The organism is Erwinia sp. LJJL01 (genome assembly GCF_047300805.2).
Lineage (GTDB): Bacteria > Pseudomonadota > Gammaproteobacteria > Enterobacterales > Enterobacteriaceae > Erwinia > Erwinia aphidicola.
Genome location: NZ_CP178576.1, coordinates 3,251,230 through 3,265,421 on the forward strand (window position 1 = coordinate 3,251,230; position 14,192 = coordinate 3,265,421).

The window sequence follows — 14,192 nt, forward strand, 5'->3', positions numbered from 1 at the left end:
CCATGAATAAACACGCTATTGCACTGGCGCTGATGCTGACCACGCTGAGCGCGGCCAGCCACGCGGCTGAAGCTATTCCGGTGCAGAAGATGGACCCGGCGCTGCACGATCGCCTGCCGGACGCGGTGAAGAGCGCCGGAAAGATGACCTCGGTAAACAACGGCTCCTTCCCGCCGTATGAAATAGTGGAAGGCCCAACGTCGATGACCGGTGCTTCAGCCGACCTCACCGAAGCGCTGGCACAGCTGCTGGGGGTGAAAATTGAGCACGCCACCGTCAGCGGTCTGCCTGGCCTGCTGGCCGGAATAAAATCCGGCCGCTACCAGCTGGCAATCGGCCCGGTTGGCGACTATCCGGACCGTCAGCAGAAAAATGACTTTATCGATTTTGTACAGGAGTTCGTGGTGTTTGCCGTACAGAAAGGCAACCCGGCTCACATCAACGGGCTGGAAGATACCTGCGGAAAGCGCATTGCGGTGATGGCGGGCGGTTCAGCTGAGCAGGTGATCCGCAAGCAGTCGACCGTTTGTACCACCGCAGGCAAACCGGCGGTGACCGTGCAGTCGTTCACCGACCAGCCATCGTCGATTCTGGCGGTGCGCTCAAAACGTTCCGATGCGTTCTTCTCCTCTCAGGCGCCGCTGGTCTATTTTGTGCAGAAGGCGGAAGGGCAGCTGGAGTTGACCGGCACCGGCCAGAAAAATGGTTTTGGCGATATTTTCCAGGGCACCGTGGTGCCGAAAGACTCTCCGCTCGGGGAAGTGGTGCTTGACGCCTATAAAGTGCTGTTCGCCAACGGGACTTATGCAGCGATCATGAAAAAATGGCAGCTGAGCGGCAACATTATCAGCGCGCCGGGACGTAACCTTGCGCAGGGGGCAGCAAAATGACCCAGCCCGCCACGCAATCTTCAACCAGGGATCGGACAGACGCACAGCGACGCGATGTGGCCTCGGCTCTCAGCGCTCCCCGCTACGGACGACTGCTCGGCTGGCTGCTGGTGCTGGCGGTCGCGGTGAATTTTCTCTGGATAATCGCCACCAATCCTAATTTCGAGTGGAACGTGGTGTACCAGTGGTTTATGGAGGGGTCGGTGCTGACCGGGCTGAAAGTGACGCTCGGTCTGACCGTGGTCTCCATGCTGCTTGGCGTGGCGATTGGCCTGCTGCTGGCGGTGGCGCGCCTGTCCGATAATCGCCTGATGAGCGGCCTGGCCGGTCTGTACATCTGGTTCTTTCGCGGCACGCCGCTGCTGGTGCAGCTGATATTTTGGTACAACCTCTCGACGCTGTTTCCGCAGATCTCGCTGGCGGTGCCGTTTGGTGGGCCGATACTGGCGAGCTGGAATACCAACGATGTGATCACCCCGCTGACCGCGGCGATTGCCGGGCTGGCGTTAAACGAAGCCGCGTATATGGCGGAGATCATTCGTGCCGGGCTGCAGTCGGTGGATAACGGCCAGGTTGAGACCACCCAGGCCTTCGGCATGAGCCGGGCGCGGGCGCTGCGGCGCATCATTATTCCGCAGGCGATGCGCGCCATTATTCCACCGACCGGCAATCAGCTGATCAGCATGATTAAAGCGACGTCTCTGGTTAGCGTCATCGCGATGGGTGACCTGCTGTACTCGGTGCAGGCGGTATACAACCGCACCTTTGAAATTATCCCGATGCTGATGGTGGCGGTGATCTGGTATCTGCTGATCACCTCGGTGCTGAACGTCGGCCAGTCGGCGATTGAGCGCTACTACGCTCGCGGTACGCGCCGGGTGGTTGCCAGCAGTAAAAAGCACCCGCCAGCGATGGCAGTACGTCCCCTGGTCCAGAAGGAAGAACGATGAGCAGAGCTGAACCGCTGGTACGGGCGCGCAACGTACAAAAAAGTTACGGCGATAATCAGGTGCTGAAGGGGATCGACCTCGACGTGCTGCCGGGGGAAGTGGTGGTGATCCTCGGCCCTTCCGGCTCCGGTAAGTCGACCTTCCTGCGCTGCATTAATCATCTTGAAGAGCTTAACGCCGGCTCGATTATGATCGGCGAACAGCAGGTTGGCTTTGAGCTGAAAAAGGGGCTGCTGCATCGCCTGTCGCCAAAGCGTATTGCCCGCCAGCGCCAGGAGATCGGCATGGTGTTTCAGCAGTTCAATCTCTATCCGCATATGACGGTGCTGCAAAATATTATTGAAGCGCCGGTCGGTGTGCACAAGCGCCCGCGGGCAGAAGCGATGAGTGAGGCGCGTGAGCTGCTGGCGACCGTTGGCTTAAGCGATAAGGCCGATGCCTGGCCGCGCCATCTTTCAGGGGGGCAGCAGCAGCGCGTGGCGATTGCCCGGGCGCTGGCAATTAAACCGAAACTGATACTGTTTGATGAGCCGACCTCGGCACTGGACCCGGAGCTGGTCGGTGAGGTGCTGGCCACGATGCGCACGCTGGCCGATGGCGGGCTGACCATGGTGGTGGTAACGCATGAAATTGGCTTTGCGCGTGAAGCGGCTGACCGGGTGGTGTTTATGGACGGTGGACATGTGGTGGAGCAGGGGCCGCCGGAAGCCGTGCTGGTCAACCCGCAGCATCCGCGCACCCAGGCTTTTCTTAGCCGTTTTATCTGATAAGATCGCCGCTGCATATTCTGTTACAGATTGCAGTTGTATTCCCGCACGTTCAGCGCGTTAATACAGGTCGGTTAAAGGCCGTGATGACGGTCAGGTAAATAGAAGAAGGTAAGTATGGAAGGTATCAGTCTCGCCAAACTGCTGATCGTCGGCGCATTAATCGTACTGTTATTCGGCACTAAGAAATTGCGTACCCTGGGTGGCGATTTGGGCTCAGCGATTAAGGGCTTCAAGAAGGCCATGAATGACGATAATGCTGCTGCGGCTGAAGCAAAGCCCGCCGAGAAGATTGCTCCTAAAGAGTGATGTTGTTCAGGCATAAAAAAACGGATGACTGGGTCATCCGTTTTTTTATGCCTGAATCGTAGGGGAGGGGCATGCCCCTCCCGTTTTAAACCGGGTCAGGCATGCCTGACCCCTTCAGGCTTATTTGACCTCTAATCCTTTCGCCTGCATATCGGCATGATAAGAAGAGCGCACAAACGGGCCGCAGGCCGCGTGGGTGAAGCCCATTTCCATTGCGGCTTCTTTCATTTCATCAAACTCAGCCGGGCTAACGTAGCGCTGTACCGGCAGGTGGTGACGGCTTGGTTGCAGATACTGCCCCAGCGTCAGCATGGTCACACCGTGGCGACGCAGGTCGCGCATTACTTCAACGATTTCGGCGTTGGTTTCACCCAGACCGACCATCAGGCCGGACTTGGTTGGAATGTGCGGATGCGCTTCTTTAAAGCGTTCCAGCAGCTTCAGCGACCAGTCGTAGTTAGCACCCGGGCGAACCTGGCGGTAAACGCGCGGCACGTTCTCAAGATTATGGTTGAACACGTCTGGCGGAGTGGCAACCAGAATGTCCAGGGCGCGATCCATACGGCCACGGAAGTCCGGCACCAGCGTTTCGATCTTAATCGTGGGGCTTTTCTCGCGGATGGCGGTAATGCAGTCGGCAAAGTGCTGAGCACCGCCGTCGCGCAGATCGTCGCGGTCAACGGAAGTGATCACCACGTAGCGCAGCGCCATATCGGCGATAGTCTGCGCCAGTTTACCCGGCTCGTTAGCATCTGGCAGGGTTGGGCGGCCGTGTGCCACATCGCAGAATGGGCAGCGGCGGGTACAGATAGCCCCGAGGATCATAAAGGTCGCGGTACCGTGGTTGAAACACTCGGCAAGGTTAGGGCAGGAAGCCTCTTCGCAAACGGAGTGCAGACCATTTTTGCGCATCGCGGCTTTGATGCCCTGAATACGGCTGGAATCGGCGGGGAGTTTGATTTTCATCCATTCCGGCTTACGTAACACTTCCGTATGCTCGGTCACCACGGTTTTCACCGGGATCAACGCCATTTTGTCTGCATCGCGGTATTTGACACCGCGTTCCATCACGATCGGTTTACTCATAATCTTGCAGGTTCCAGGTTGGATTACGGTAGTCAATTCGTTGCCGAATCTGCATTACCGCGAACACTCAATGAGTTGGTGACTTTCAACTTTTTTTGATAAAGCGCAAAAAATTATATCATCTCCGCGCGGCAGATTCAGCACTGGCAGTGCGAGAAGCGTTACAGAATTGTAAATCAATCGCCATTTTATCCGCTATGTTAGCGGGAGTTCTGCGCTATTGCTCCACTGAATGTCAGTAATTGCCAGCTGGCGGGCAAAATTCTCAATCAGCAACGGCTTTACATCAGCCATTTGCACCGTCGGCTTAAGCTGCGACAGCTGGGTCATTTCCAGCCCGGCATAACCGCAGGGGTTGATGCGCAGGAACGGGGTGAGATCCATCGCCACGTTGAGCGCCAGGCCATGGAAAGAGCAGCCGTTGCGAATGCGCAGACCAAGCGAACAGATTTTTTTGCCGTCAACGTAGACCCCGGGGGCATCCGCGCGCGCGCTGGCGCTAACGCCGAGCTGTGCCAGCGTCTCCACCACCGTCTGTTCGATGGCGGTGACCAGCTGGCGCACGCCAACTTTACGCCGCTTCAGATTCACCATCACGTACATCACCTGCTGACCGGGGCCATGATAGGTCACCTGGCCACCGCGATCGCTCTGCACGACTGGAATGTCGCCAGGCATTAACAGGTGCTCGCTTTTTCCCGCCTGACCCTGGGTAAATATCGGGTGATGCTCGACCAGCCAGATCTCATCCGGCGTCGCATCATCGCGCTGGTCAGTGAACTGATGCATAGCGAGGGAAACGGGTGCCCATGGCTGCAGGCCAAGCTGGCGAACGATCAGAGTTTCTGGAGGCAAAGCGAAGGGTCCGGTTGGCAAAACAGGGGGAGTAGTATAACGCTGGTGCAGGGCAAGAACCATGCCCTCACCAGCATTCAGGAATTACAGCACCATGCGAACAATTTCGATTTTGCCTAATTCTTCATACAGGGTTTCGACCTGCTCGATATGCGTTGCGGTGATGGTGATCGACACCGAATGGTAGTTGCCTTTACTGCTGGGCTTCACGTCCGGTGAGTAGTCACCCGGCGCATGGCGCTGCACCACTTCAACCACTTGATCGACCAGCTCTGGCTGCGCCAGCCCCATCACTTTATAGGTAAAAGAGGTGGGGAATTCGAGCAGTTCTTTAAGGTTGGTTTTCATATTGACTCCGGTGACACAAATAAGGACTCCCGCCGTAGCGGGAGTTCACAGATACTAACAATATGGGGATATTTCAGGAAGATTTCAAGTAGGAGCCGATCGGCGCTCGGCCCGTCTGGTGCACGGCGATCGACCCTTAATCACAGCGGGGATCAACCAAACCAGTGATGGAACATCAGCTTAATGTAGTCAACGATGCGGCCGAAGAAACCGCCTTCCGGCATATCGTTCAGAACCACCAGAGGGTGCTGTTCAATGGTTTTGCCATCCAGCTGGAAGTTGATGCTGCCTACCACCTGATTTTTCTTCAGCGGCGCGTGCAGTTCAGTATTGCTCAGGGTGTAGCTGGCTTTCAGGTCTTTCATACGGCCGCGTGGAATCGTCAGATAGACATCTTTCTCGACGCCCAGCTGTACGCGATCGCTGTTACCGAACCACACCGGCTCAGAAGCAAACTCTTTACCGGCCTTCAGTGGCGCAACGGTTTCAAAGAAACGGAAGCCCCAGGTCAGCAGTTTTTTACTTTCTGTTTCACGCCCTTTGTAGGTATGACCGCCCATTACCGCAGAGATCAGGCGCATCTGGCCTTCTGTCGCGGAGGCCACCAGGTTGTAACCCGCCGCATCAGTATGCCCGGTTTTAATGCCGTCAACGTTCAGGCTGGTATCCCACAGCAGGCCGTTACGGTTCATCTGGCGGATATTGTTAAAGGTGAACTCTTTTTCATGGTAAACCGCGTACTCATCCGGCACGTCGCGGATCAGCGCACGGCCAATCAGCGCCATGTCGCGCGCCGAGCTGTACTGGCCTTCGGCATCGAGACCGTGCACGGTCTGGAAGTGAGTATTCTGCAGGCCCAGCGCTTTCACATAGTTGTTCATCAGCCCGACGAAGGCGTCCTGGCTGCCGGCCACATAGTCGGCCATCGCCACGCAGGCGTCATTACCGGACTGCAGCACGATACCGCGCGTCAGCTGGGAAACCGGCACGCGGTCGCCTGGCTTCAGGAACATCAGAGAAGAGCCTTTGAATACCGGGTTACCGGTTGCCCAGGCATCTTTGCCCACGGTGACGATATCATCCTGATGGATTTTGCCCGCTTTCACCGCCTGACCGATAACGTAACTGGTCATCATTTTGGTCAGGCTGGCCGGGTCGCGACGCGCGTCGGAATTCTTCTCTGCCAGTACCTTACCTGAGTTGTAGTCGATCAGAACATAGGCTTCAGCGTCAATGTCCGGCACGCCGGGGATCATGGTTTTGATGTTGACGTCATCGGCAAGAGCGACAGCGTTGAGGCTGAGCGCGATCAGGGTGCCTGTCGTCAGGCGTTTCAGTAATCGGGATGGGTTCAAAGTGTTCATGTAAGGACTACAACATCCATGGGCTAAGTTAAAAAAGTGACTCACTATAGCAAAATCATCCAGCCACAACCCGCCTAATTCAGGCGGGAAAGGGGGGATTTACCTGCTTAAGGTGCGACGGTAATAAACGATTGCTGCTGGGCTTCATTCGCCAGTCGCTGCTGCAAAGCGGCGGCCTGCGAACGCGAGCTGAATTGGCCCAGCTGCACGCGATAAACATTGTTGCGGCTATCGACAGAGCCGGGGACGCCGAACTGCTTGCCGAGGCTGCTGGCGAGCGCGCGGGCGCGGGTGCCGTCGCTCAGCGCGCCGACCTGCACCACGTAGGTGCCGGAGGCGCTGGCAGCTGGGGCAGCAGCCGCTGCTGCGGCCGGAGCGGCCACTGCAGCAGGGGCGGCAACCGGTTCGCTGCCTTCCAGCACGCCGTTTTGCAATGGCTGTGCGGCACCGAGGAAGCCACTGCTGCGCACTGGCGCGCCCATATTGTCTTCGCTATTCAGGGTGCTGTTATCCACCGGGCGCGACTGCTGCTGCTGCACTTCCTGCGGCTGCGGGCTGTTGTATTGCTGCGGCTGCGAGTTGCTCATAACGGCAGCGCCTGCGCCCATGGTCATGCCGCCACCGATATCCGGGCGTGAAGGCAGGGCATAGCTCTGCTTAGCGACCGTGGTCCCGATGGTGCCGGGGCCGGAAAGGCTACCGTCCGGCGCGACGCTGATGAAGTCAACGCGCACTTTGGTGTTGTTCGAGGTATTCAGGCGATCTGCGGCGGCACGCGACAGGTCAATAATACGGCCAGGCGTGTAGGGACCACGATCGTTGACGCGTACTACGATCATGCGGCCGTTGGCCAGATTCGTGACGCGCACGTAGCTTGGCAGCGGCAGCGTCGGGTGTGCCGCCGTCATGGCATTGGGGTCAAACTCTTCACCCGTGGCGGTACGATTGGTGCCCATCTCTTCGCCATACGACGCAGCCAGACCGGTTTGGCTAAAATTCGACGGGTCTTTCACTACCGTGTAGCTTTTGCCGTTAACCGAGTAATCCTGCAGGGTGCCGGGATTAAACGGTTCATAACGCGGCTCTGCACCGCCAATCTCCACCACCGGGCCGTTATAGGCGGCCTGCTGCTGCGTGACCGGCGCCTGCTGGTCGTTGTCTGTAGTACAGGCTGCCAGCAGTGCTGATGCCAGGGCAACCCAAAGCCAATCCTTACGCATGTGTTTATGCCTCTTAAACGCTCTTCGACAACAGTTTTCGGTGGGTGTGAATCGACATTATGATGCCAAACCCGGCCATCAGGACGATCAGTGCGGAGCCGCCATAGCTGACTAACGGTAACGGCACGCCTACCACCGGCAATATACCGCTTACCATGCCAATGTTAACAAAAACATAGACAAAGAAGATCAGCATTAATCCACCGGCCATCACGCGACCAAAGGTGGTCTGCGCACGTGCAGCCATCGTCAGGCCACGCATGATCAGCAGCACGTAGAGTATCAGCAGAATCAGTACCCCGACTAATCCTAATTCTTCGGCCAGTACCGCAAAAATAAAGTCGGTATGGCGTTCGGGCAAGAACTCAAGCTGTGACTGGGTTCCATGCAGCCAGCCCTTACCGCGCAGCCCGCCTGAGCCGATGGCGATTTTCGACTGGATAATATGGTAGCCCGCGCCGAGTGGGTCGCTTTCCGGGTCGAGCAGCATCATCACGCGGTCGCGCTGATAGTCGTGCATCAGGAAGAACCACAGCACCGGAATAAATGCCGCCACCAGCAGCACTGCAATGGCGATCAGCTTCCAGCTCATGCCGGAGAGGAACAGCACGAACAGCCCGGAGGCAGCGATCAATATTGCAGTACCGAGATCCGGCTGTGCCGCTACCAGCAGGGTTGGCATAAAGATCAGCACCAGCGCGATGGCGGTGTTTTTCAAGGTCGGCGGGCAGACATCGCGGTTAATAAAGCGTGCCACCATCAGCGGTACGGCGATTTTGGCAATCTCCGAGGGCTGGAAGCGCACCACGCCGAGGTCCAGCCAGCGCTGTGCCCCTTTACTGATCTGCCCGAAGGCGTCCACCGCGATCAGCAAGATCACGCAGATTATATAGAGGTAGGGCGCCCAGCCTTCATATACGCGCGGCGGGATTTGCGCCATCACCAGCATCACGACCACTCCCATGGCAATCTGACCGAGCTTGCGCTCCATCATGCCCGGATCCTGGCCGCTGGCACTCCACATCACCAGCGCGCTGTAAATCAGCAGCGCGGCGATGATCAGGCAAAATGTCGGATCAATATGGATACGCGTCCAGATTGTCCTTTTCTGATGGCTATCATTCATAACCGGTTATTCACCTTCGTAGCCTGGCGGCGTTGGCGCAGCGTCAGGCAGGTTAGTATTGTTATCGCCAAGAATAATGTGGTCGAGGATCTGGCGCATGATAGTCCCGACGGCCGGACCTGCGCCGCCGTTCTCAAGGATGATAGTGACGGCCACGCGGGGATGATCGTAAGGCGCAAAGGCCGTCATCAGCTTGTGGTCGCGCAGGCGTTCCGTCAGCTTGTGGGCGTTATAGGTTTCATTCGCTTTCAGGCCAAATACCTGTGCGGTACCTGACTTGGCGGCGATTTTATAGGAAGCGTCCGCAAAGCTCTTACGCGCAGTACCGTTTGGACGGTTCGCCACGCCATACATGCCGTCTTTGGCAATTTCCCAGTAGCCGGAGTGGACGTCTGCGACCGGGGCCTCCGGCGGCTGACGCCATGGCACTTTAGTGCTGCCCTGCATGGCGTCCATCATCAGATGCGGAGTTTTAATCACGCCATCGTTAATCAGGATCATCAACGCTTTGTTCATCTGTACCGGCGTGGCGGTCCAGTACCCCTGGCCGATACCCACCGGTATGGTGTCCCCCTGATACCAGGGTTTCTTGAAGCGCTTCATCTTCCAGTCACGGGTGGGCATGTTGCCGGCGGTCTCTTCGATCAGATCGATACCGGAAAGATGGCCGTAGCCGAATTTACTCATCCACTCGCCGAGCCGGTCGATGCCCATATCATAGGCAACCTGATAGAAGAAGGTATCCGCGGACTCTTCCAGCGATTTGGTGACGTTCAGGCGGCCGTGGCCCCAGCGTTTCCAGTCGCGGAAACGTTTTTCGGACCCGGGCAGCTGCCACCAGCCCGGGTCAAACAGGCTGGTGTTGCGGGTGATGACGCCGGCGGTCAGGGCGGACACCGCAATATACGGTTTCACCGTGGACGCTGGAGGGTAGGCGCCCTGTGTCGCGCGGTTAATCAACGGGCGGTTTTCATCATGCAGCAGGCGGTTATAGTCCTTGCTGGAGATACCGTCGACAAACAGGTTCGGGTCATAGCTGGGCATGGAGACCATCGCTAGTAATTCACCGTTACGCGGATCGCTGACCACTACGGCGGCACGACTGCCCGCCAGCAGCGTCTCAATATACTGCTGGAGCTTAAGGTCAATCGTCAGGTAGATATCGCGCCCGGCCTGCGGAGACTGCTCGTGCAGCTGGCGAATAACGCGGCCGCGGTTGTTCACTTCGACCTCTTCATACCCCGTTTTGCCGTGCAGTACATCTTCGTAATAGCGCTCAATACCCAGCTTGCCGATGTCGTGGGTGGCAGCATAGTTGGGCCACTTGCCCTCTTTATCCAGGCGCTCAACGTCGCGGTCGTTAATTTTCGACACGTAGCCGAGCACGTGGGTCAGGGCGGAGCCGTAAGGGTAGTAGCGGCGCTGATAGCCTTTGACTTCAACGCCGGGGAAACGGTACTGATTGACGGCAAAACGCGCTACCTGAACGTCATTCAGGCTGGTTTTCACCGCAATAGAGGTAAAGCGACGCGAGCGTTTGCGCTCTTTTTCAAATGCTTCAATATCTTCATCGGTCAGATCGACGATAGGCTTCAGCTCCTGCAGGACTTGCTGCAGGTTATCGACTTTTTCAGGCACCAGCTCGAGCTGGTAAATGGTGCGGTTAAGCGCCAGGGGGACGCCATTACGGTCGAAGATAATGCCACGGCTGGGCGCGACCGGAACCAGTTTGATGCGGTTCTCATTGGAGCGCGTGCTGTAGTCGTCAAAGCGGGTAATTTGCAGGTGGTAAAGGTTCGCCACCAGCACACCGGAAAGCAGCAAAATGCCAAAAAATGCGATTAGCGCCCGACGAACAAACAGCGTCTGCTCGGCGGTATAGTCACGAAAGGAGTTACGTTGTAATTTCATCCGCTGCTTTTGTCTGTCCGGTTAGCCTTATCCGTTACTCACGATGATAAGGATGATTCGCAGTAATGCTCCATGCACGATACAAACTCTCTGCAACCAACACGCGAACCAGCGGATGGGGCAGGGTCAGCGCTGAGAGTGACCAGCTTTGTTCCGCCGCGGCCTTGCAGGCGGGTGACAGGCCTTCCGGTCCGCCAATCAACAGGCTGACATCGCGGCCATCCTGCTTCCAGCGTTCCAGTTGACTGGCGAGCTGTGGGGTTTCCCACGGCTGGCCGGGTATATCCAGCGTGACGATGCGGTTGCCCTTACCGGTGGCTGCCAGCATCATTTCGCCTTCTTTTTCCAGAATGCGTTTGATATCGGCATTCTTGCCGCGCTTTCCGGCCGGGACCTCAGTCAGCTCGAATGGCATATCTTTCGGAAACCGACGCAGATATTCCATAAAACCCGTTTGAACCCAGTCCGGCATTTTGGTGCCAACGGCGACCAGTTGCAGCTTCACGGCTTAACTCCAGAGCTTTTCCAGTTCGTACAGCTGACGGCTGTCTGCTTCCATGACGTGAAGGATCACTTCACCGAGGTCAACAACCACCCAGTCACTTGGCGCACGGCTGTTAACGCGAAAAGCATCCAGACCGATCTGCTTCGCTTCCTGAACCACGTGTTCAGCGATGGAAACCAGATGGCGGGTTGAGGTGCCGGTGCAAATCACCATATAGCTGGTGATGCTTGATTTGCCCTGAACGTCGATAGCGACAATGTCCTGAGCTTTTAAATCGTCACATTTATCAATGACGAAGTCTTGGAGTGCTTGACCTTGCAAAAGGTTCCCCCTTGGGATTTAAGTCTGAAGGGTTATCGCATATTCACGCGTAAAGCGCTGTCGACAACCGTAACATGATGTTTTAGCCGGGCGAATGCCCCGAAAAATTAGCGGCGAAGTATATCACGCTGTGGCGGGTTGCGATATACACGTCCTACTTCGATCCGCAGGTGCGTTGGCTGCTCGCGCTCACCCGAATCACTTACTTGAGTAAGCTCATCGGGACTCGCTTGTTTGCCGCCTGCCTGCAATTCGAATTATTTTGTGTATAAACCTTCGCGATCGATGTAATCGCTGACGGCCGGGGGTAACAGGTCGCTATCTGACTTGCCCTGATGACGACGCGTGCGGATTTCGGTAGCCGAAATGTCGACCAGCGGAGTGTCGGCGAGAAACACCTTACCGGCGGGCGTTTGTTGCAGGAGCAGCGCGTCGCGCGTCAGATGCTGGTCCAGCCACCGTTGCAGCTCCGGCGTTTCCATCTCGCTGCGATAGCCCGGACGCTGACAGACCAGCAGATGACAGAATGACAGCAGCGCCTGCCAGCGGTGCCACTTATGTAAGGTTAGCAGGGAATCCTGACCGATGATAAAGGCCAGCGGCTGGCGCGCCCCGCGCTCGGCGCGCAGCTGTTCCAGCGTTTCGAGGGTGTAAGAGGGGGTGCTGCGCTGCATTTCACGCAGGTCCAGCTCGAACAGCGGGTTCCCGGCAATCGCCAGCCTGACCATTTCCACGCGCTGTGCGGGCGTGGCCTCCGGCTGCGGGCGATGCGGCGGCACGTTGTTTGGCATCAGCGTGACTTTTTGCAACCCGACCTGTGCGGCCAGCGCTTCAGCCGGCTGCAGGTGACCGTAGTGGATCGGGTCAAACGTGCCGCCGAGCAGCGCGTGCAGTTTAATGGTGTCACACATCACAGAAACTCGGCGGGAAAGCCGGGTGGCACAGCACCAGCGCCAGCGTCTCCAGCTCCGCCCAAACCGACTGGCCGTAATCCTGCTTCAGCGTCAGTTCGATGTGCGTCAGTGCGCGCACGGCCTGGCCCAGCTGCGCGCTGCTCAGGCGCTGCAGCGCATCGCTAAACAGCGTGCGGCGGTTCTGCCATACCCGGTGCTGGTCAAACAGCGTGCGCAGCGGCGTGCTGGCCATCTGGCGCTGCAGCGTCACCAGCAGCAGCAGATCGCGCTGCAGGGTGCGCAGCAGGATCACCGGTTCACTCTCTTCTGAACGCATCTGGCGCAGGATGTGCAGTGCGCGCTTACTTTTCCCGGCCAGCAGGGCATCAACCCAGTGGAACGGCGTGAAGTGCGCGGCATCATTGACCGCCTGCTCAACGCGCGGCAGCGTCAGTTTCCCGTCCGGCCACAGCAGAGCCAGCCGTTCCAGTGCCTGAGACAAGGCCAGCAGATTGCCTTCATAGCAGTAGCACAGCAGCTGATTGGCGGCATCATCCAGCGTCAGCTGCTGTTTTTTAGCGCGGGCCGCGACCCAGCGCGGTAGCTGCGCCTGTTCCGGCGTCTGGCAGGGAACCAGCACACCGTGGGCGCTCAGCGCCTTAAACCAGGCGCTGTTTTCCTGAGCTTTGGTGAGTTTACTGGCGCGCAGCACCAGCAGGATATCGCTGTGCAGCAGCGTGGAGAGCATGAGCAGCTGTTCGCTCATGGCGGCATTTGGGCCGTTTTCCGGCAAAATAAGCAGTAACGTCTGGCGGCTGGCAAACAGGCTGAGCTCCTGGCAGGTGGCAAATATATCCTGCCAGTCGGTTCCCGCTTCCAGCACTACGCTGAAATGTTCAGTAAATCCCTGCTGCTGGGCGGCGGCGCGGATTTCATCCTGCGCTTCCTGCAGCAGCAGCGGTTCATTACCGCTTAACAGATAACAGGCGCGCAGCCCCTCTCGGAGTTGCACGCCCAGTTGCTCAGGGTAAATCCTGATCATCGTGTGTAAGAGCTGTCCGACACGCTGTTGGCAGCACCCGGCAGGTTATCCACCGCTGAAGGCGTGCTGTCGAGCGTGTTAATGGCCGGGTTCTTTTCCGCCGCATGCACCGTCAGCAGCTTACGCACCAGCTGCTCAACCGCCTGAGTACGCATCTCATTCACAATGATCTGCTGCTCGGAGTCTTTTGCCAGCGCGGCCAGCGGGTTATCGAAGAATGAACGGTAGACGGTGGCGCTGATCGGATAGATGCCCTTATTCGGCACCAGCACCGAGGCGCTCACGGTCATCACCATCGAGTACTCGGCGGTTTTACCGTCCTGGAAGATCGAGGCGGTATCGCGGCCGCTCCTCTCACCCTGTAGACGCAGTGAAGGCACATCGGTGCGCTCCGCCGCGTTATCGAGGATGGTGACGTTGTTCAGACGCAGCTGTTCGCGCACGGCACGCGTCAGCGGGCCATACGGGTCAGCGGTATCAAGAACCAGCGTTTTCATCTCCGGCGGCACCGAGGTGGTGCCGCGCAGATGGTAGCCACAACCGGCGGTGATCAACACCGCCATGCCGAGTAATAACGAGACTATCGGATGTCGCACAATTCCTCC

The 14,192-nt window shown here is 57.7% G+C and carries 16 protein-coding genes; 4 read left to right on the top strand and 12 right to left on the bottom strand.

All coding sequences use genetic code 11. The features are described from left to right. Positions 1–2 precede the first annotated feature (2 nt). The 4 genes from ACLI4M_RS16095 to tatE all read left to right on the top strand — a co-directional run bounded on the left by ACLI4M_RS16095 (position 3) and on the right by tatE (position 2,916). Entirely contained in the window at positions 3–890 is an 888-nt protein-coding gene (locus tag ACLI4M_RS16095; RefSeq protein WP_048918784.1) for an ABC transporter substrate-binding protein, read from the top strand. Next, a complete protein-coding gene (locus tag ACLI4M_RS16100; protein WP_062818352.1) occupies positions 887–1,840 on the top strand; it encodes an amino acid ABC transporter permease in 954 nt (317 codons plus the stop codon). Before ACLI4M_RS16095 ends, ACLI4M_RS16100 begins: the two co-directional genes overlap by 4 nt. After that, positions 1,837–2,607: an amino acid ABC transporter ATP-binding protein gene (locus tag ACLI4M_RS16105; protein WP_062818351.1), complete on the top strand. Its 771-nt coding sequence runs from the start codon at positions 1,837–1,839 to the stop codon at positions 2,605–2,607. The genes ACLI4M_RS16100 and ACLI4M_RS16105 overlap by 4 nt, the downstream gene beginning before the upstream one ends. A 117-nt stretch (positions 2,608–2,724) precedes the next feature. Further along, entirely contained in the window at positions 2,725–2,916 is a 192-nt protein-coding gene (gene tatE / locus ACLI4M_RS16110; protein WP_048916781.1) for a twin-arginine translocase subunit TatE, read from the top strand. A 120-nt stretch (positions 2,917–3,036) separates the two neighbouring features. On the opposite strand, the gene lipA is transcribed toward tatE, so the two are convergent. The 12 genes from lipA to lptE all read right to left on the bottom strand — a co-directional run bounded on the left by lipA (position 3,037) and on the right by lptE (position 14,183). Beyond that, positions 3,037–4,002, bottom strand: a complete 966-nt coding sequence (gene lipA / locus ACLI4M_RS16115) for a lipoyl synthase (RefSeq protein ID WP_133624185.1) — start codon at positions 4,000–4,002, stop codon at positions 3,037–3,039. Positions 4,003–4,197: 195 nt separating this feature from the next. Next, entirely contained in the window at positions 4,198–4,857 is a 660-nt protein-coding gene (gene lipB, locus ACLI4M_RS16120) for a lipoyl(octanoyl) transferase LipB (RefSeq protein ID WP_133624184.1), read from the bottom strand. A gap of 84 nt (positions 4,858–4,941) precedes the next feature. Next, positions 4,942–5,205 (bottom strand): DUF493 family protein YbeD, encoded by a 264-nt coding sequence (gene ybeD, locus ACLI4M_RS16125; protein WP_048916777.1) that lies wholly within the window; start codon positions 5,203–5,205, stop codon positions 4,942–4,944. A 152-nt stretch (positions 5,206–5,357) separates the two neighbouring features. Further along, positions 5,358–6,569 (bottom strand): D-alanyl-D-alanine carboxypeptidase DacA, encoded by a 1,212-nt coding sequence (dacA, locus tag ACLI4M_RS16130; protein ID WP_133624183.1) that lies wholly within the window; start codon positions 6,567–6,569, stop codon positions 5,358–5,360. A gap of 107 nt (positions 6,570–6,676) precedes the next feature. Next, the gene (gene rlpA / locus ACLI4M_RS16135; RefSeq protein WP_133624182.1) at positions 6,677–7,789 is read right to left on the bottom strand and encodes an endolytic peptidoglycan transglycosylase RlpA; all 1,113 of its coding nucleotides are present in this window, start codon (positions 7,787–7,789) and stop codon (positions 6,677–6,679) included. A gap of 13 nt (positions 7,790–7,802) precedes the next feature. Then, entirely contained in the window at positions 7,803–8,915 is a 1,113-nt protein-coding gene (gene mrdB / locus ACLI4M_RS16140) for a peptidoglycan glycosyltransferase MrdB (RefSeq protein WP_048916774.1), read from the bottom strand. A 6-nt stretch (positions 8,916–8,921) separates the two neighbouring features. Next, positions 8,922–10,826, bottom strand: a complete 1,905-nt coding sequence (gene mrdA / locus ACLI4M_RS16145) for a peptidoglycan DD-transpeptidase MrdA (RefSeq protein WP_048916773.1) — start codon at positions 10,824–10,826, stop codon at positions 8,922–8,924. A gap of 34 nt (positions 10,827–10,860) precedes the next feature. After that, positions 10,861–11,331, bottom strand: a complete 471-nt coding sequence (gene rlmH / locus ACLI4M_RS16150) for a 23S rRNA (pseudouridine(1915)-N(3))-methyltransferase RlmH (RefSeq protein ID WP_012442067.1) — start codon at positions 11,329–11,331, stop codon at positions 10,861–10,863. Positions 11,332–11,334: 3 nt separating this feature from the next. Then, complete coding sequence (gene rsfS / locus ACLI4M_RS16155; protein WP_048916772.1) at positions 11,335–11,652, bottom strand: ribosome silencing factor; 318 nt, start codon at positions 11,650–11,652, stop codon at positions 11,335–11,337. Positions 11,653–11,909: 257 nt separating this feature from the next. Then, on the bottom strand, positions 11,910–12,563 hold the full coding sequence (gene nadD, locus ACLI4M_RS16160) for a nicotinate-nucleotide adenylyltransferase (RefSeq protein WP_133624181.1): 654 nt from the start codon (positions 12,561–12,563) through the stop codon (positions 11,910–11,912). After that, a complete protein-coding gene (gene holA, locus ACLI4M_RS16165; protein WP_133624180.1) occupies positions 12,556–13,587 on the bottom strand; it encodes a DNA polymerase III subunit delta in 1,032 nt (343 codons plus the stop codon). Before holA ends, nadD begins: the two co-directional genes overlap by 8 nt. Beyond that, positions 13,584–14,183, bottom strand: a complete 600-nt coding sequence (gene lptE, locus ACLI4M_RS16170; RefSeq protein WP_048916769.1) for an LPS assembly lipoprotein LptE — start codon at positions 14,181–14,183, stop codon at positions 13,584–13,586. Before lptE ends, holA begins: the two co-directional genes overlap by 4 nt. Between the last annotated feature and the right edge of the window lie 9 nt (positions 14,184–14,192).